This is a genomic window from Halosimplex amylolyticum (genome assembly GCF_051414035.1).
Lineage (GTDB): Archaea > Halobacteriota > Halobacteria > Halobacteriales > Haloarculaceae > Halosimplex > Halosimplex amylolyticum.
This window is the reverse complement of record NZ_JBLKNW010000001.1, coordinates 1854957-1872699: the sequence shown is the minus strand read 5'-3', so window position 1 is coordinate 1872699 and position 17743 is coordinate 1854957. Positions and strand designations below refer to the sequence as shown.

Below are 17743 nucleotides of genomic sequence, written 5' to 3'. Positions count from 1 at the left end.
CAGTGATCGAAACGGAGCCGAGCCCGATCTGCTCCGGTGTATCGAACCCCCTGCCGTTCCTGTCGTTCTCGCACAGACTGTGCGTAGCGTAATCGCTCGATATAGGAGAACTACGAAGCAACCGGTCCTGCAAGAGAGGTCAATACTGACTGTCCAGCAGTAATATTAAATCTACACGATAATCAATCACTATACATGGAGGTTCAGCGACGATCTGTTCTGCGTCTGGGTATCTGTCTCGTGGGTTTGGGATGTGCTGGGTGCTCAAACCGTGATGCTTGTAACGCAGAAATCGCTTGTTTTTCATTCGATCACGACGGCTACGACGACAATCCAGACATACTGACGATTGAGCATACTGGTGGGGACGATCTCCCTGCAAGCGAAGTGTACATTACAAACGTGGCTGTCGACTACCGAGAAGATCAGATTGAGACGGTTCGATGGCACGAGTACGACGATGGATCTGACCGGGACGATGGTATCGCCGGGAAGTCGGTACAAGTTCCGATAGCATTTCCTGACGTTGTGAGGGTACTCTGGCGTCACGATGATGATGAGAAGGTGATCGGTGAAACGCGAGCGTTCCGGTGACTGATTGTAGATTGAACGCGACGCGTACGAGTTGTCACCTTGTCTTCGTACTGAGACACACCAAAATACCGGGTATCTACGCAGGCTGCAGTGAACGGAGATCCCGTCACGTAGCTGGCTGAAATTGGGGTCCGGTTCCTCAGAGTCAGCCAGTCCCAAACGCAAAGGACGGTGAATCTGGAGACGACGATGCGGAGACAGATCGAGTGCGATTCGTACAGACGGTCCTGTTCGCGAACTGGCCGCGAGAACCGCAGCCGGCCGGCTACGACGGCTGTCACAACTGCGGGGGGCCGGATGATCGTGTCTCGCTCGGACGACCGTGTCTCGCTCGGGACGGTCACATACGTCGGTTCTCGGCCGCGATATGGGCACCGCCCCTCGACGAGGTCCGTGCCACGCGTTACCGCGGGACCGCACCGAGCGGTGACTTTATATATGACGAAGGAACAGGTTACAGGTACAATGTCCAACACTGAGGGCACGTCGGCTTCGCCGGCGGATCGAGTTCTTCCGGGGTACTCTAAATAGTACCTCTGAAGTAGACGAGGCACGCATTTTCGACACGACGCTCCGCGACGGAGAACAGTCACCACGCACGTCGTTCTCGTACGAAGACAAACGCGAGATAGCGGCTGTGCTGGACGACATGGGCACCCACGTCATCGAGGCGGGGTTCCCGGTCAACTCCGACGCGGAATTCGAGGCCGTCCGCGACATCGCGGAAGCGACCTCGACGACGACCTGCGGGCTGGCCCGGGTCGTCGAGAAAGACGTCGAAGCGGCACTGGACTCGGGCGTCGAACTGGTCCACGTGTTCGTCTCGACGAGCGACGTACAGCTGGAAGACTCCATGCACGCGACCCGCGAGCAGGCCGTCGAGCGCGCCGTCCAGTCGGTCGAGCGCGTCAAGGACGCGGGCGTCGAGTGCATGTTCTCCCCGATGGACGCCACCCGGACGGACGAGGCGTTCCTGATGGATGTCGTCGACGCCGTCAGCGAGGCGGGCACCGACTGGATCAACATCCCCGACACCTGCGGGGTCGCGACGCCCGGCCGCTTCCGCGACATGATCGCGAAAGTGGTCGACCGCACGGACGCCCAGATCGACGTGCACACGCACGACGACTTCGGGCTGGCGGCCGCCAACGCGCTGTCGGGCTACGAGGCGGGCGCCGCGCAGGCGCAGGTGTCGGTCAACGGCATCGGCGAGCGGGCGGGCAACGCGGCCTACGAGGAGGTCGTGATGGCCCTGGAGTCGCTGTACGACGTCGACACCGGGATCGACACGACGCGGATCACCGAGATCTCCCGGACCATCGAGGGCAAGAGCGACATTCCGGTGCCGGCGAACAAGCCGGTCGTCGGCCGCAACGCCTTCTCCCACGAGAGCGGGATCCACGCGGCCGGCGTCATCGAGAACTCCGACACGTTCGAGCCGGGGGTCATGACCCCGGAGATGGTCGGGGCCGAGCGCGAACTCGTCCTGGGCAAGCACACCGGCCAGCACTCGGTACGAGAGCGGCTGGTCGACGCGGGCTACGCGCCCACCGACGAGGAAGTGCGCGCGGTCACCCGGCGCGTCAAGGAGTACGGCGCGGAGAAGAACCGCGTCACCATGCAGGTCCTGGAGGAGTTCGCCCAGGACGTCGGCGTCGACCGCGAGGTCGAGGAAGAGGAGGTCCGGGCGTAGGACGATGCCCGCCTCCACGGTCGCCGAGTACACCCAGCGAGAGCCAGATCCAGCCCCGGCAGCCGTGCGGCCGTCGGCTGGTCGGACTCGGAAAATTTATTGCCGCCGGTGTGCAGAGAGTCGTAGTGATGACAGAATCCGCTGGGACCGGCGAGGCGGCAGTCGCCCTCAGCGGTGCTATTCGCGTTCGTATTGTAGGGGCGCCCTAGCCCCACCAGTCGCACATCCATTCTCGGCGGACGCATCGATTCGACGCGGAGCGGATTCGACGACCAGACCCACCCAGACATGAGTGAACAAACACCGGTGTCGCCACCCGACGGCGAGACCACAGACGCGGACGAACAGGCGACGGAGACAGCGCAGGAACCGGAGACGGCGCGGGCGACCGACGAGGGGAGCCCGACGACGAACGACACCGTGACGACGGGCGCGGAGTCGGTCGTCGCGGCGCTCGAACAGGCCGGCGCGGAGACGCTGTTCGGCGTCCAGGGCGGGGCGATCATGCCCGTCTACGACGCGCTGTACGACTCCGAGGAGCTGACCCACATCACGATGGCCCACGAGCAGGGGGCCTCGCACGCCGCCGACGCCTACGGCATCGTCTCCGGGAAGCCGGGCGTCTGCCTGGCGACCTCGGGCCCCGGCGCGACCAACCTCGTGACGGGTATCGCCGACGCGTCGATGGACTCGGACCCGATGATCGCGCTGACGGGGCAGGTCCCGACGAACTTCGTCGGCAACGACGCCTTCCAGGAGACCGACACCGTCGGCGTGACCCAGCCGGTCACCAAGCACAGCTACTTCGCCGACGACGCCGACACCGTCGGGACGGACGTCGGCGAGGCGTTCGCGCTCGCCGACGAGGGTCGACAGGGGCCGACGCTGGTCGACCTGCCCAAGGACGTCACCCAGGGCGAGACCGACCGGTTCCCCGGCCAGCCCGAGACGCCAGACACGTACAACCCGCCGACGACGGCCGACGAGAGCGCCGTCGACTCGGCGGCCGCCGCGCTGGCAGAAGCCGAGCGACCGGTCATCCTCGCGGGCGGTGGCGTCATCAAGGCCGAGGCCAGCGACGAGCTCCGGCAGTTCGCCAGAGAGTACGAGATCCCGGTCATCACGACGATGCCGGGCATCGGCTCGTTCCCGGAAGACCACGAGCTGTCGCTGGAGTGGGCCGGGATGCACGGCACCGGCTACGCCAACATGGCGATCACGAACACCGACTGCATGCTCGCCATCGGGACGCGCTTCGACGACCGCCTGACCGGCGGCGTCGAGACGTTCGCGCCGGACGCCGAGCTCATCCACGTCGACATCGACCCCGCGGAGATCAGCAAGAACGTCGAGGCCGACCACCCGCTGATCGGCGACGCGAGGCAAGTCCTGCGCCAGCTGGACGACGCGATGCCCGTCGCCTACGAGGCGATGGACACCTCGCCCGAGGCTTACGCCGAGTGGCGCGAGCAGTGCCAGACCTGGAAAGACGAGTACGCGATGACCTACGACATGCCGGAGGACGAGCCGCTCAAGCCACAGTACGTGGTCGAGCGGTTCTCCGAGCTGGCCGACGACGACGCCATCGTCACGACCGGCGTCGGGCAGCACCAGATGTGGGCCAGCCAGTTCTGGACGTTCACGGAGCCCCGGACGTGGGTCTCCAGTCACGGCCTGGGGACGATGGGCTACGGCGTCCCGTCGGCCATCGGCGCGAAGATCGCCGCACCGGACAAGGAGGTCGTCTGCTTCGACGGCGACGGATCCTTCCTGATGACGGTGCAGGAACTCTCCGTCGCAGTCCGGGAGGACCTGGACATCACGTACGTCGTCCTGAACAACGAGGCGGTCGGGATGGTCCGCCAGTGGCAGGACGGCTTCTACGAGGGCCGGCGGATGGCCTCGGAGTACCCGTGGATCCCGCAGTTCGACATGCTCGCCGAGGCCTTCGGCGCCCGGGGCTTCCGCCTGGAGGACTACGAGTCGGTCGACGAGGTCATCGAGGCCGCGCGCGAGTACGACGGCCCGGCGGTCGTCGACGCGATCATCGACCCGGCGGAGAACGTCTACCCGATGGTCCCCAGCGGCGGGGACAACGGGCTGTTCGCACTGAACGGCGACCAACTGGGAGACATCTGAGATGGCGACAACGGAGGACCACCAATGACACAAGGAATGGACGGCCCGCACCCGGACGAGCGGATGCGGCCGGAGGGCCGACGGAACTCGCAGGGGATTCGCATCGACCCGGAAGCCGAAGCCACGCACCTGCCGCGCAAGGCGGTGCTGTCGACGCTGGTGAAACACGAGCCGGGCGTGCTCGCCGAGGTTTCCGGCCTCTTCAGCCGCCGGCAGTTCAACATCGAGAGCCTGACCGTCGGCGCCACCGACGACGACGAGGTCGCGCGGATGACCATCGTCATCGAGGAGCCCGAACCGGGCGTCGACCAGGCGAAGAAGCAACTGAAGAAGCTCGTGCCGGTCATCTCGGTCGAGGAACTCCAGCCCGAGGCGGTCCAGCGCGAGCTGATCCTCGTAAAGGTCAGCGGCGAGGAGCCCGACGACGTGAACGCGGTCGCGGACATGTACGACGGGAACGTCGTCGACGCCTCGCCGGAGGCCATCACGGTGGAGATCACCGGCAGCCAGCAGAAGATCGAGGCGGCCGTCGCGGCGTTCGACCAGTTCGACGTGCAGGAAGTCGTCCGCACGGGCGCGGCGGCGGTCGAGCGCGGTGCGGACGTGCTGGAGGACGAGCGACGGAAAACGACGAAGGTATCAGACACCCCCGAGACTGCGGAGACAGCTACAGATGACTGACGAATTCACCACGCCCGTCTACGACGACGGCGACGCCGACGAATCGTACATCGAAGACAAGACCGTGGCCGTGCTGGGATACGGCAGCCAGGGCCACGCGCAGGCCCAGAACCTCGCCGACAGCGGCGTCGACGTGGTCGTCGGCCTCCGCGAGGATTCGAGTTCGCGCCAGGAAGCCGAGGCCGACGGCATTCGCGTCGCGGTGCCCGACGAGGCCGTCGCCGAGGCGGACATCACCGTGATGCTCGTCCCGGACACCGTCCAGCCGGCCGTCTTCGAGGCCGTCAAGGACGGCCTCGACGAGGGCGACACGCTGCAGTTCGCACACGGGTTCAACATCCACTACGGCCAGATCGAGCCCCCGGAGGGCGTCGACGTGACGATGGTCGCGCCGAAGAGCCCCGGGCACCTCGTCCGCCGCACGTACAAGCGCGGCGAGGGGACGCCGGGCCTCATCGCCATCGAGCAGGACGCGACCGGCGCCGCCAGGGAGGAGGCGCTGGCCTACGCGCAGGCCATCGGTTGCGCCCGTGCGGGCGTCATCGAGACGAACTTCCAGGAAGAGGTCGAGACCGACCTGTTCGGCGAGCAGGCCGTCCTCTGCGGCGGCGTCACCGAGATGGTCAAGGCCGGCTTCGAGACGCTGGTCGACGCGGGCTACGCCCCCGAGATGGCTTACTTCGAGTGTCTGAACGAGCTGAAGCTCATTGTCGACCTCATGTACGAGGGCGGCCACATGGGCATGTGGAACTCCGTCTCGGACACCGCGGAGTACGGCGGGCTCACGCGCGGCGAGGAGATCATCGACCGCGACGGGTTCGACGAGATCCTGGAGGGCGTCCAGACCGGCGAGTTCGCCCGCGAGTGGATCAACGAGAACCAGGCGCACCGACCGGCGTACAAGCAGTACCGCGACGCCGAAGCGAACCACCAGATCGAGGAAGTCGGCGAGCGCCTGCGCGGCCTGTTCGCGTGGGACGAAGCCGACGAGTGACAGGAACGACCGGATCAGACAGATGACAGACGACACGACACACGCGACAGAGACCACGACCGAGACCGTTGGCGACGCGGCCCCGAAGGCGACGATGGGCGAGTTCAGCCACACCAACCCCCACACCGGGAAGGCGTTCGGCGACGACTTCGCCTTCCAGCGCGGGCCAGCGGTGGCGGCCGACGGAGGTCGCGCGGGCGCGGAGGACGAAGAGACGATGAAAGACGTCGACCACGAACACCCCGAGGCGGAAGCGGAAGACGCCAATCGCGTCTTCCAGCGGGGTAACGAGGAGCCAGTAGATTCAGAATGAGCGAGGGAACTCTCTACGACAAGGTCTGGGATCGACACAAGGTAACGACGCTCCCGAACGGGCAGGATCAGCTGTTCGTCGGACTGCACCTCATCCACGAGGTCACCAGCCCGCAGGCGTTCGGGATGCTCCAGGAGCGCGGCCTCGAGGTCGCGCGCCCGGACCTCACCCACGCGACGGTCGACCACATCGTCCCGACGGCGAACCAGGACCGGCCGTACGCCGACGACGCGGCCGAGCGGATGATGGCCGAACTGGAGGAGAACGTCCGCGACGCGGGCATCCAGTTCTCGGACCCGACGACGGGCGACCAGGGCATCGTCCACGTCATCGGCCCGGAGCAGGGGATCACCCAGCCCGGCAAGACCATCGTCTGCGGCGACTCCCACACCTCCACGCACGGCGCGTTCGGCGCGCTCGCGTTCGGGATCGGGACCAGCCAGATCCGCGACGTGCTGGCCACCCAGACCATCGCGATGGAGAAACAGAAGGTCCGCAAGATCCAGGTCGACGGCGAACTCGGTGAGGGTGTCGAGGCGAAAGACATAATCCTGGAGATCATCCGCCGACTGGGGACCGAGGGCGGCGTCGGCTACGTCTACGAGTACGCCGGCGAGGCCATCGAGAACCTCGACATGGAGGGGCGGATGTCCATCTGCAACATGTCCATCGAGGGCGGCGCTCGCGCGGGGTACGTCAACCCCGACGAGACCACCTACGAGTGGCTGGAGCAGACCGATTACTTCCAGGAACACCCCGAGAAGTTCGACGAGCTGAAACCCTACTGGGAGTCCATCCGCAGCGACGAGGACGCCGAGTACGACGACGTGGTCCGCATCGACGCGAGCGAGCTGGACCCGGTCGTCACGTGGGGGACCACGCCCGGGCAGGGCATCGGTATCCACGACCCGATCCCCGCCCCCGAGGACCTGGCCGAGGACAAGCAGGACACGGCCCGGCGCGCCCAGGACCACATGCGCGTCGAGCCGGGTGAGACCATGGAGGGCTACGACATCGACGTCGCCTTCCTGGGCTCGTGTACGAACGCGCGCCTGCCCGACCTGCGCCGCGCGGCCCGCATCGTGAAGGGCCGCGAGGTCGACGACGACGTCCGCGCGATGGTGGTTCCCGGCAGTCAGCGCGTCCAGCGCCAGGCCGAGGAAGAGGGCCTCAAGGACGTCTTCGAGGAGGCCGGCTTCGACTGGCGCAACGCCGGCTGCTCGATGTGCCTCGGGATGAACGAGGACCAGCTGGAGGGCGACGAGGCCTGTGCGTCCTCGTCGAACCGGAACTTCGTCGGCCGGCAGGGGAGCAAGGACGGCCGCACCGTCCTGATGAACCCGCGAATGGTCGCCGCCGCTGCCATCACCGGCGAGGTCTCTGACGTGCGCGACCTGGAGGAGGTGCAAGTCGCATGACCGACGCCACCGAGGACATCCCGTCGGTCGACTACGTGGAGGGCACGGGCATCCCGATCCGCGGTAACGACATCGACACCGACCAGATCATCCCGGCGCGGTTCATGAAGGTCGTCACCTTCGACGGCCTGGGCGAGTTCGCCTTCTTCGACCTGCGCTTCGACGACGAGGACGAACAGAAAGAGCACCCGTTCAACGAGGAGCGCTTCCAGGACGCGAACGTCATGGTCGTCAACGCCAACTTCGGCTGCGGCTCCTCGCGCGAACACGCCCCCCAGGCGCTCATGCGCTGGGGCATCGACGCGATCATCGGCGAGTCCTTCGCCGAGATCTTCGCGGGCAACTGCCTCGCACTCGGTATCCCGACGGTGACCGCCGACCACGAGACGATCAACGCGCTCCAGCAGTGGGTCGACGACAACCCCGACGGCGAGATCGAGGTCGACGTGCGGGAGGAGACGGTGACCTACGGAGGCAACGAGATCAACGTCAGCGTCGACCGCGCCCAGCGCGAGGCCCTCGTCGAGGGCAACTGGGACACGACTGCGCTGATGAAGGCCAACAAGAACGCGATCGACGAGACCGCCGCGTCGCTGCCGTACGTCGAGTCCGCGGACTGACCACCGATCCGTCGCCTCGGATCCGCTTCGCCGTCACTGTCCCTTCTTCGAACTCCGTACGAACGACCCGTTCAGTCGTCGACTGCAACAGGATCGCGTGCGGCCTCGGAGGTCTGGTCCGAGGAGCCGGCCAGTAGCGCGTCGGCGTCTCCGTCGATGGCGGGCGGGAGTTCGCCGTCGGTCGCGTATCGGTACAGCGCCGTCTTGACGACGCCGTCGACGGTGAACTGCACGGAGAGGGCAACGACCAGCCCGACGACCGGCAGGACGACCGAGAGGGTGTATCCGCCGAGCGGCGGGATCTCGACGGCGAACACGCCAAGCGCCGCCGCTATCGCCAGAGCGATCGACGAGATCATCGTCGACCAGAAGACGACGACGCCGATTGCGCTGGTCCCGACCGTCGCGACGAGCGCCGACCCCCACTGGCGTTCGGCCGTCGTCTGGATCTCGGCGACGGTCTCCCGGAGCGACCCGTCCGTGGTCGCGATCGCGGGGAACGCGAACACGCTCGCGACCCTGATTCCCCATCTCGACGTGGCGCCGATCCACTCGCCGAACGGCACGGAGTCGAACCCGGACTCGGCGAGCATCCCTACGACGCTGATGGCGACGCCACCGAGCAGAACTATCCTGGCCCGTCCGAACGCCCTGCGGAGGCCGGATCCCGGGGCCGGTGACCGGCCGGAGAACAGCGCGTCCAGTTCGTAGCAGTAGGCGACCATCAGGGCGGCGTAGACGGCGCCGAAACCGACGATGTACCCCGGAGCGGCGAGCCACACGAGTCGGATGTCGATCAGGAACAAGGTGCCGCCGAGAACGAACGGCATCACGAGCCCGATCAGGGCCGCGACGACCGGGTACGCGAGCACCTGCGGCGCCGAGAGTACGACCCGGGCCGCGCGGAGCGCGACCGGTCCCTGCGTCCGGAGTTCGCTCAGACGTTCCATCGCGGACCTCCCCTGACGACCATTTCGCGGACGACACCCTGGGCGAACGGGTGATCGGAAGCAGCGACCCCGGCGTCGGTGCGATCGAACTGTCGCGTGTGCATCACGGCGGGCGTGCCGCCCGATGCCTTTTGAATCTTCGTCTGCTCGTACTCGGCCACCGGATCCACTGGAATCGGGGCGGGACGGCCGGGCGACGGGATTATGCCGTCCGCGGGGAAAGCCAGCGGTGTGCAACCGCTCGACCTCTCGCATCCGCTGGCGACCGGGATGCCGGTCTACCCGGGGACGGAACCCGTCGCCGTCGAACCGCGAGCCACCAGGGAGTCCGACGGCTACCGAACGACCCGTCTCGACCTGGATTCGCACGCCGGCACGCACGTCGACGCGCCGGCCCACCTCACAGACGGTCCGTCACTCGACGAGTTCTCGCCCGAGCGGTTCCGGTTCTCGGCCGCCCGTGTCGACCTCCGGCCGCTCGACCCGAGAGAGTCGGTCGGCGTCGACGCGCTCCGCGGGGGACTCGCTGTCGACCCCGCCGCGGTGGATCTGGTCGTGGCCGTCACAGGCTGGGATCGGCACTGGGGCGACGAACGGTACTTCGACCACCCGTATCTCACCGCGGAGGCGGCGACCTGGCTGGCAGAGCGCGAGTGCGACCTCGGCGTCGATACGATCAATCCCGACCTGACGCCGACCGAGAACGCCGATGCCGACGAACCCGAGGGGTTCCCGGTCCACGAGACGCTGCTCGGTGCCGACCGACTGATAGTCGAGAACCTCCGCCGCCTCGACAGGCTCCCCGACCGCTTCGAACTCCACGCCTATCCCCTCCGGTTCGAGGGGGCCGACGCCTCGCCGGTGCGGGCGGTAGCGTACGCGGGCGACGAACGGCGATAGGTTGCGGGCTGCCGTCGCGTCGGCCTGCCGCACATCGACACCCTCTTTTCGGCACCGGCGGGAGATACCGTCATGACTCACGAGATCGCCGTAATCCCCGGCGACGGGATCGGACAGGAAGTGACGCCGGCCGCGGTGGACGTGCTCGAGGCCATCGACGTCGACTTCGACTTCGTCGAGGGCGAGGCGGGCGACGCCGTGAAAGAGGAGACGGGCGAGGCACTGCCCGCGGAGACGCGCGACCTCGCCGCCGACGCCGACGCGACGCTGTTCGGCGCCGCGGGCGAGACTGCCGCCGACGTGATCCTCCCGCTCCGCGACGTCGTCGGCTCGTTCGCCAACGTCCGCCCCGCCCGCTCGTACCCCGGACTGGACGCCGTCCAGCCGGACACGGACCTCGTCTTCGTCCGGGAGAACACCGAGGGCGTCTACTCCGGGATCGAGGCCGAGATCGACGACGGCGTCCGGACGTTGACCCGCGTGATCACCGAGGACGCCTCCCGGGAGATCGCGGAGTTCGGCTTCCGCTACGCGAAGCAGAACGGCTTCGACGACGTGACCATCGCGCACAAGGCCAACGTCATGCGACAGACCGACGGACTGTTCCTCGAAACCGCGCAGGAAGTCGGGGACTCCTTCGACGTGGACTACGACACGGCGCTGATGGACGCGCTCGCGATGCACCTCGTCATGCACCCCGAGGACTACGGTGTCGTCATCTGTCCCAATCTCGCGGGCGACATGCTCTCTGACCTGGCCGCCGGTCTCGTCGGCGGGCTGGGGCTGCTCCCGAGCGCGAACGTCGGCGAGGAGAACGCCCTGTTCGAGCCGGTCCACGGCTCCGCGCCCGACATCGCCGGCGAGGGTATCGCCAACCCCTCCGCGATGATCCTCTCGGCCGCGATGCTGCTGGACCACCTGGGCTACGGTGACGAGGCGACTGCCGTCCGCGAGGCCGTCGAGGACGTCCTCGACTCCGGGCCGCGGACGCCAGACCTCGGCGGCGACGCCTCGACGGACGAGGTTACCGAGGCCGTCGTCGACCGCCTCTGAATCGCCGGCGCCCACCGCTGGTCGAACGCGGAGACCACCGGGACCCGTTCCGTCCCGGAAACGTATGTTTCTCAGCCGTCTCGGTGCCGACCGTATGCCGTCAGTCGAACTCGACGAGGAGACGAGCGGCTGGACGCGCTCAGGGTCGACGCCGAGTCCTACGACGAGGTCGTCACCGAGCTCATCAACATCTACGAGGCGGAAGGACTGACGCTGTACACGAACGAATGATACGACCGGAGGTCGTCGCCGACTGCGGGCCGCCCAGACGGCGGTCCACGGCCCGCGTTACTCCTGGGCGAGGACGCAGACTTCTTCCCACTTGCCCCGCGACTCCAGTTTCTCCTGCAGGTCGCCGGCGTACATCTGGGCCATCTCCTCGGCGGCCGCCAGTTGCTCCCTGTCCACGCCGCCGCTGTCGCCGCCCAGCCCGAGCGCGTCCTTGACGCCGTCGAGCAGGCCGCCACCGGAGTCGTCGGCCGGTCGACCGCCGCCCGCGGCCATCCCGCCCGCGCGGTCGACTCGTTCGAGTTCGGGGACGATGCTCTCGACCTTGCTCGTGTTCGCCACGAGGCGTGCCGTCTCCGGGTCCTCCGGGTCTTCGATCTCGAACTCGACGGCGGTCATGATGAGACCCCACTGCTGGCGGGAGAAGTTCGAGGCCGCGACCTTCTCGGAGAACTCCTGGTCGACCTGCATCCGTTCGCCGACGATCCGGTCGCTCCAGTCGCGTTCGCTCATGCGTGGGAGTTCGACCCTCTCCTGTATGTATCTCCCGCTCGCATGACGGTCGCTTCGAGAAAACGGACCGCGAGCCGTCTCAACTGCCGTTGCTCTCGCCGCTGGACTCGACGCCCAGCGCGTCGAAGAGCTTCTTCCGGACGGCCTCTTCGGTGAGCTGGAGGAGCGTCTCGCGGTTGTCTTCGTTGGTCTCGATGCCGGTGAAGATGCCGAGCGGGATCTCGACGGCGGCGTCGGTGGAGTGGCCCTTCGCTTCGCCCATCTCGCCGAAGGCGTCGTCTAAGACCTTGCCGATGTTCATCCGGATGTCCTTCGAGCGCGCGGCGAGATAGATGGTGTCGTCGGCGATGGCGAAGACGGCGGTGGTCGTGATCCCTTCCAGGTTGAGGAGGTGCTGGGCGGCCTGGGCGAGCGCGTCGCGGTCGCGGATGAACCCCGCGTTCGAGACGAGGTGGCTCCCGCTGACCTCGCGGTTGCGGATGGCCTCGGCGAGCACGTCCAGCGTTTCGGGGGACATCGACGGCGACTCGACCTGTTCGAGCGTGTCGTGGTCGGCGAAGGGGTAGAGGTACGCGGCGGCCGTCAGGTCGGCCGGCGTCGTGTCGCGCTTGAAGTCCAGCGTCTCGGCGCGGATGCCGTAGAGGAGCGCGGTGGCGACCTCCTGACTGAGATTGAGGTCGAGTTCCTGGATGTACTTGGTGAGGATGGTCGAGGTTGCCGAGACGTTCGAGCGGACGTCCTCGAAGCGGGCGTCGAGGTCCTCGTTCTCGTGTTCGTAGTGGTCGACGAGTATGTCGATGCCCTCGGCCGCTGGCGCGCCGCCCTTGGCGTAATCGACGAGGGCGACGGTGTCGTACTCGTCCATGTCGACGTCGTCGCGCGAGACGAGGTCGATGCCGAGCAGGTTGACGAACGCCCGGTTCTCCTGGTGGCCGACCTCGCCCTCGTAGATGATGTCGGCCTCCACGTCGCGGCTGGCGGCGATGTCCCGCAGCGCGGCCGCGCTCGCGATGGAGTCGGGGTCGGGGCTGCGGTGGACGAGGATCGCCATCCGGCCGTCGGTGTCGTCGATGACCTCGGCGAGGTTGCGGGCCTTGTACTCGAGTTCGCCGGTCTCCAGCGCCCGCAGGGCGGAGTCGGCGATGACGGCCGAGGGGTTGATCACCACGTCAGCGCCGAGTTCGGTGAGTTCGTCGGCGGAGACCGGGTCGGAGGCGCGAGCGACGATAAAGTGGTCGCCGCCGCGGCCGCGGATGTTCGCGACCGCGGCGGAGTTGGCCTCGACGTCGGAGGACATGATCAGGACGACGTCGCAGTCGGCGACTTCGTCGGCGACCGACTCGTCGCGGATGTCCGCGACGTTGGCGTCGAGGTCCTGGTCGCGGAGCGCTTCCACGCGGCCCTCGTCGCGGTCGATGATCTCGACCTCCTTGCCCTCGCTGACGAGTTCCTCGGCGACGGCGTGACCCACGCTTCCACACCCGAGGATGGCGTAGCGAGACATGGACGCCATCGTGATGCCGGTGCTCATCGTGTCACCGTACATGGCCACGAGACATATAATTCCCCACATTTCGCCGCGTCCTCGTCCCCGAACAGTAACGTATATCAATCAACCTCCGTAAGTCGAATTCGAGGGCCGGTAGCTCAGTCCGGCAGAGCGTCTGACTCTTAATCAGACGGTCGAGGGTTCAAATCCCTTCCGGCCCGCTTCATCTGGCGCTCGCAACTCGCGAGCGCCTGCTGTGCGTCACGGAGGGATTTGAATTAGGAAAGTCGCAGTCGCCGACCGAAGCGAGGCGGACCGTCTTTCCGTGGTTCAAATCCCTTCCGGCCCGCTTCATCTGGCGCTCGCAAACCGCGAGCGCCTGCTGTGCGTCACGGAGGGATTTGAACGAGACGAGTCACAGCCCGGGAAGCGAGCGGAGCGAGCGACCCGGAATGTCTCGGTGTGGTTCAAATCCCGGGAGACGCATCGCGTCTCCCGACCGTCGCGAAACCGGCGGTTTCGCTCAGTCCCTTCCGGCCCGTTTCTGACGTGAACTACCCGCGAGCACCGCGTAGCGTGTGCTCGCAATCCGTGAACGTCGAACGGGGGTCGAAGGATTTGAAGTAGACCAGACGCGCGCAGCGTAGCGGGCACGTCTCGGTGTGGTTCAAATCCCGGGAGACGCATAGCGTCTCCCGACCGTCGCGAAACCGGCGGTTTCGCTCAGTCCCTTCCGGCCCGTTTCTGCCGTGAACTACCCGCGAGTAACGCGTAACGTATGCCCACGGCTCGAAAATCGGAGGAGTGTGCGCAGGACACGGTCGTCATGGGAGAGAAACAGTCCGTGAACGTCGTGTCGGCACCGTCTGCGGTCGTTATCGCCACTCGTCGAGGTGGTACGCCTTGGACGCGGAGGCCGATACCCACGCCTCGTCCCGGGCGATGTCGGCGACGACGAACCGGGGGCTCCCGTCCGCCTCGTCGACCGTCGCGACGATCTCGGGCCCGTCCGCCGCCCAGCTGCAGGACCGCGCATCGGTGCTCATAGACGGATACCCTCAGCGGGATGTCTTGAATATTTTGGTTCTGGACTCTATAGTGTCCCGTATATCCATCATCTCGCCGGTTAACTAATCCAGTGTCTGTAAATACGGGTAAATTGTGTACGCCACCGATCAATAATGTAGTATAGCGGCCGATGACGAAACGACTGTCCGATTCGTCGAGATGTGCCCGGAAATTCCACACTACGCGCAGTCGAACTGGCGAAACGGGGCGAACGGTGTGCTTTACTGATTGATGCCGTAGACGTCGCCTGACCAGTCGCGGGCGGGGTGGTCGTAGACGGGGTGGTCGCGGTCGCGGTCGTCCAGCGCCGCGAGGTCCTCGTCGTCGATCGACCAGTCGAAGAGATCGAAGTTCGACCGGATGTGCTCGGGCGAGGAGGACTTCGGGAGCGCGACGATGTCGCGTTCGATCGCCCACTTGAGCGCGATCTGCGCGGGGTTCTTGTCGTACTGGTCGGCCAGGTCCTGGACGACGTCGTCCTCGAAGACCTCCGTCCTGCCGAGCGGTGCCGCCGCCTCGACGACGGTGTCGGTCTCGCGGCAGTACTCCACGAGGTCGGGGCGCTGGAACCAGGGGTGGAACTCGATCTGGTTGACGGCGATCGGGACGTCGGAAATATGGTGTGCGCAACTCAGCTGGTAGGCGCTGAAGTTCGAGACCCCGACGTTCTTGACGAGGCCCTCGTCGTGGAGCGTCGCCATCGCGTCCAGCGACTCCCGGAGCGAGACGGCGGGGTTGGGCCAGTGGATGAGGTACAGGTCGAGGTAGTCGGTGCCGAGCCGTTCGAGGGAGTCCCGACAGGACTCGATCAGCGAATCGTAGTTCAGGTTCTTCGAGAGGACCTTCGACGTGAGGAATATCTCGTCGCGGTCGTACTCCGCGAGCACGTCGCCGATCTCCGCTTCGTTCTTGTACCCCTCCGCCGTGTCGACGTGCGTGTATCCGGCGTCGAGGGCCGTGCGGACCCCCTCTTTGACCGTCTCGCCGCCGATGTCCCACGTGCCGAAACCGAGCCGGGGGAGTTCGTCGCCGCTCGGGAGCGTCTTCGTCGGTACGTCCGTCATAGAACTATCACCGACTCGCCGTTGGACGGGTACCGGGTTCAAATTACTGGTACCCCGCGTTCTCTCCGGATAGTTCTCGGTGACGTCGATACGACGCCGGTCACTGGTACTCGTCCGGCCCGATCGGTCACGGTTCGCGTCCGCGCTCTGCGATGACCGTATCCCAACGATTATGGGCGATGATCGGTCTCTCTGTGAGGTATGGACGATCGGGTGTCGCGACGCGAGGCGTTAGTGGGTCTATCGGCCGTGTCTGCCGGGCTGTGCGGATGCTCCGTCCTGGGGAACTCCGAGGACGACTCGATCCGGGACAGCGACGGCGACGGCGTCGTCGACAGCGAGGACTACGCTCCCGACGACGCCTCGGTCCAGGAGAAGTCCGATCTCACCGGTGGGACGGCGAGACCCGGGGTCACTCCGGCCCGGAGCTCCGACGCGGACGACGGATCTGCGGGCACCGCGACGTCCGAGGACTCGTCGGAGTCACCGACGCCGACGCGTTCGCCGACGCCAACTCCCTCGCCGACACCGAGCCCGACTCGGTCTCCGACGCCCACGGCCTCCCCGACGCCGACGCCGACCGACCCGTCGTCGGATCCGACCTACTCTTTCGCCGTCACCGACGACTACTGGGATGGTATCTCGTCGATCACCGCCTACGGCGTCGACGAGGTCTCCGCCGAGGTCTACGAGTCCGACGTCGACGTCGAATACACCGGGGCCAGACTCCGGGTTACGGTCTCGGAGTTTCCCCGCAATCGGACCGTCGCCCAGAACACCAGCACCGGGTTCACGCTGGCCGAGGAGGGGACGGACGTTACGGTCTCGCTCGACCGGGACGACCTCCCGACTGAGACACGGCTGGAAGTCTCCGCTTTCGTGGTCCCGGACAGGCCGGACGAGGAGACATCCATCGACGAGGTGGCCTATCTCATGTCCACCGACCCGTTCGAGCTCCGGGAACCCGACCGGGGGATGGTGCGATCGCCACACCCCGACGGGCTCGACGCCGACTCCGGAGACGCTTTCGAGCGCACCCTCGTCGAAGGTGCCTACGAACTCGAACTATCGGGGCGGACGAACGGCACCGACTGGACCTCCGGGCTGATCATCTGGAAGGCCGCCTACGCCGACGCCGTCGAACGCTCGCGCGGCAGGTCTCGGCCGGAGTACGTCGACTACGAACTCACGGAGGGGATCGGCAGTGAGCTGGCGACGATCCTCGACTCCGACGCCGAGGACATCGGATTCACGGGGAGCCGGGAGAAGGTGGACTTCGTCGTCGACTTCGTCCAGCGCCTCCCGTACGTCACCGACGACGTGAGCAAGGGCTTCGACGACTACACGAAGTTCGTCGTCGAGACGGTCTCCGAAGCGGAGGGCGACTGTGAAGACACGGCGATCATGCTCGCGGCCGTCCTCGAAGCGGACCCGTTCAACTACGACACGATCCTCATCCAGCCGCCGGGCCACATGGCCTGCGGCATCTACCAGGAGGAGCCCGAGGGCTGGTACTGGGAACTCGACGGACGGACGTACTCGTACGTCGAACCGACCGGCGAAGGGTGGGACATCGGCGACTGCCCAGAGGAGTACCAGGGCGTCGACGCAGTGCTCCACCAGGTGTAGGTCGACCGTCGGGCGCTGTCGGCGAACGGCGGCCGCTCACACCGCCGAGGGGGAGAAGTCCGGGTAGACCAGCAGCACGATTCCCGGGAGGAGGATCACGAGCGGGTCGTACGGCACTGCCAGCGGGCCTTCGACCATCGTCGAGAGACCGACGAGTGTGAGCGGAAGGCCGACAGCGGTCGTCGCTCGCCGCTCCCACACCGGGACTAACTGGTCGTGCGCCTCGTCGGGATCAGCGAGAAGCTGTCCGCTCGCACGACCGACGAAGCCCACGACGACGACCACCGCGAACAGGTGGAGAATCGCGTTCACGAGCGTCACACAGGCACAGATCTGCCTGACCGCGTGAATTTTTCGCAGGGGCGGCCGTCCGATTCCGGTTCTCGTCGACGTCTGG

At 66.5% G+C, this 17743-nt stretch carries 17 protein-coding genes, 1 tRNA gene and 1 pseudogene; 13 read left to right on the top strand and 6 right to left on the bottom strand.

Going from position 1 to position 17743, the window contains the following annotated elements:
- The first annotated feature begins 195 nt into the window (after positions 1-195).
- The 8 genes from ACMGFE_RS08925 (at position 196) to leuD (ending at position 8452) form a co-directional block, all read left to right on the top strand.
- Positions 196-594, top strand: coding sequence for a hypothetical protein (locus ACMGFE_RS08925; protein WP_436924803.1), 399 nt, complete (start codon positions 196-198; stop codon positions 592-594).
- Positions 595-1069: 475 nt separating this feature from the next.
- Positions 1070-2287 carry a LeuA family protein gene (locus ACMGFE_RS08920; protein ID WP_436925167.1) on the top strand — a complete coding sequence of 406 codons (1218 nt, stop codon included), beginning with the start codon at positions 1070-1072 and terminating at the stop codon, positions 2285-2287.
- Positions 2288-2575: 288 nt separating this feature from the next.
- Positions 2576-4426 (top strand): biosynthetic-type acetolactate synthase large subunit, encoded by a 1851-nt coding sequence (gene ilvB, locus ACMGFE_RS08915; protein WP_436924802.1) that lies wholly within the window; start codon positions 2576-2578, stop codon positions 4424-4426.
- 24 nt (positions 4427-4450) lie between these two features.
- Complete coding sequence (gene ilvN, locus ACMGFE_RS08910; protein ID WP_436924801.1) at positions 4451-5107, top strand: acetolactate synthase small subunit; 657 nt, start codon at positions 4451-4453, stop codon at positions 5105-5107.
- Positions 5100-6101: a ketol-acid reductoisomerase gene (gene ilvC, locus ACMGFE_RS08905; protein ID WP_436924800.1), complete on the top strand. Its 1002-nt coding sequence runs from the start codon at positions 5100-5102 to the stop codon at positions 6099-6101. Before ilvN ends, ilvC begins: the two co-directional genes overlap by 8 nt.
- A gap of 22 nt (positions 6102-6123) precedes the next feature.
- On the top strand, positions 6124-6414 hold the full coding sequence (locus ACMGFE_RS08900; protein ID WP_436924799.1) for a DUF7989 family protein: 291 nt from the start codon (positions 6124-6126) through the stop codon (positions 6412-6414).
- Positions 6411-7832 carry a 3-isopropylmalate dehydratase large subunit gene (leuC, locus tag ACMGFE_RS08895; protein WP_436924798.1) on the top strand — a complete coding sequence of 474 codons (1422 nt, stop codon included), beginning with the start codon at positions 6411-6413 and terminating at the stop codon, positions 7830-7832. The genes ACMGFE_RS08900 and leuC overlap by 4 nt, the downstream gene beginning before the upstream one ends.
- Positions 7829-8452 (top strand): 3-isopropylmalate dehydratase small subunit, encoded by a 624-nt coding sequence (gene leuD / locus ACMGFE_RS08890; RefSeq protein ID WP_436924797.1) that lies wholly within the window; start codon positions 7829-7831, stop codon positions 8450-8452. The genes leuC and leuD overlap by 4 nt, the downstream gene beginning before the upstream one ends.
- 71 nt (positions 8453-8523) lie before the next feature.
- Here the strand turns inward: leuD and ACMGFE_RS08885 are convergent, their stop codons facing one another.
- A complete protein-coding gene (locus tag ACMGFE_RS08885) occupies positions 8524-9402 on the bottom strand; it encodes a hypothetical protein (protein WP_436924796.1) in 879 nt (292 codons plus the stop codon).
- 231 nt (positions 9403-9633) lie between these two features.
- Between ACMGFE_RS08885 and ACMGFE_RS08880 the strand changes: the two genes are divergently transcribed.
- From ACMGFE_RS08880 to ACMGFE_RS08870, 3 genes and pseudogenes are all read left to right on the top strand, one after another.
- Positions 9634-10302 carry a cyclase family protein gene (locus ACMGFE_RS08880; RefSeq protein WP_436924795.1) on the top strand — a complete coding sequence of 223 codons (669 nt, stop codon included), beginning with the start codon at positions 9634-9636 and terminating at the stop codon, positions 10300-10302.
- A gap of 72 nt (positions 10303-10374) precedes the next feature.
- A complete protein-coding gene (locus ACMGFE_RS08875; RefSeq protein WP_436924793.1) occupies positions 10375-11355 on the top strand; it encodes an isocitrate/isopropylmalate dehydrogenase family protein in 981 nt (326 codons plus the stop codon).
- Between the two features lie 94 nt (positions 11356-11449).
- A pseudogene (locus ACMGFE_RS08870) lies at positions 11450-11586 on the top strand (DUF7557 family protein).
- A gap of 57 nt (positions 11587-11643) precedes the next feature.
- Here the strand turns inward: ACMGFE_RS08870 and ACMGFE_RS08865 are convergent.
- The gene (locus ACMGFE_RS08865; RefSeq protein ID WP_436924792.1) at positions 11644-12096 is read right to left on the bottom strand and encodes a DUF5799 family protein; all 453 of its coding nucleotides are present in this window, start codon (positions 12094-12096) and stop codon (positions 11644-11646) included.
- A 79-nt stretch (positions 12097-12175) separates the two neighbouring features.
- Complete coding sequence (locus ACMGFE_RS08860; RefSeq protein WP_436924790.1) at positions 12176-13627, bottom strand: DHH family phosphoesterase; 1452 nt, start codon at positions 13625-13627, stop codon at positions 12176-12178.
- Positions 13628-13732: 105 nt separating this feature from the next.
- Here ACMGFE_RS08860 and ACMGFE_RS08855 point away from each other — a divergent pair.
- Positions 13733-13806, top strand: a tRNA-Lys gene (locus ACMGFE_RS08855).
- A gap of 654 nt (positions 13807-14460) precedes the next feature.
- On the opposite strand, the gene ACMGFE_RS08850 is transcribed toward ACMGFE_RS08855, so the two are convergent.
- Positions 14461-14631, bottom strand: a complete 171-nt coding sequence (locus ACMGFE_RS08850) for a DUF7556 family protein (RefSeq protein ID WP_436924788.1) — start codon at positions 14629-14631, stop codon at positions 14461-14463.
- Between the two features lie 243 nt (positions 14632-14874).
- The gene (locus ACMGFE_RS08845) at positions 14875-15717 is read right to left on the bottom strand and encodes an aldo/keto reductase (RefSeq protein ID WP_436924787.1); all 843 of its coding nucleotides are present in this window, start codon (positions 15715-15717) and stop codon (positions 14875-14877) included.
- 201 nt (positions 15718-15918) lie between these two features.
- Here ACMGFE_RS08845 and ACMGFE_RS08840 point away from each other — a divergent pair, with 201 nt between their 5' ends.
- Positions 15919-17346, top strand: a complete 1428-nt coding sequence (locus ACMGFE_RS08840; protein WP_436924785.1) for a hypothetical protein — start codon at positions 15919-15921, stop codon at positions 17344-17346.
- A 36-nt stretch (positions 17347-17382) separates the two neighbouring features.
- On the opposite strand, the gene ACMGFE_RS08835 is transcribed toward ACMGFE_RS08840, so the two are convergent.
- Entirely contained in the window at positions 17383-17667 is a 285-nt protein-coding gene (locus ACMGFE_RS08835) for a hypothetical protein (RefSeq protein WP_436924783.1), read from the bottom strand.
- Positions 17668-17743 lie beyond the last annotated feature (76 nt).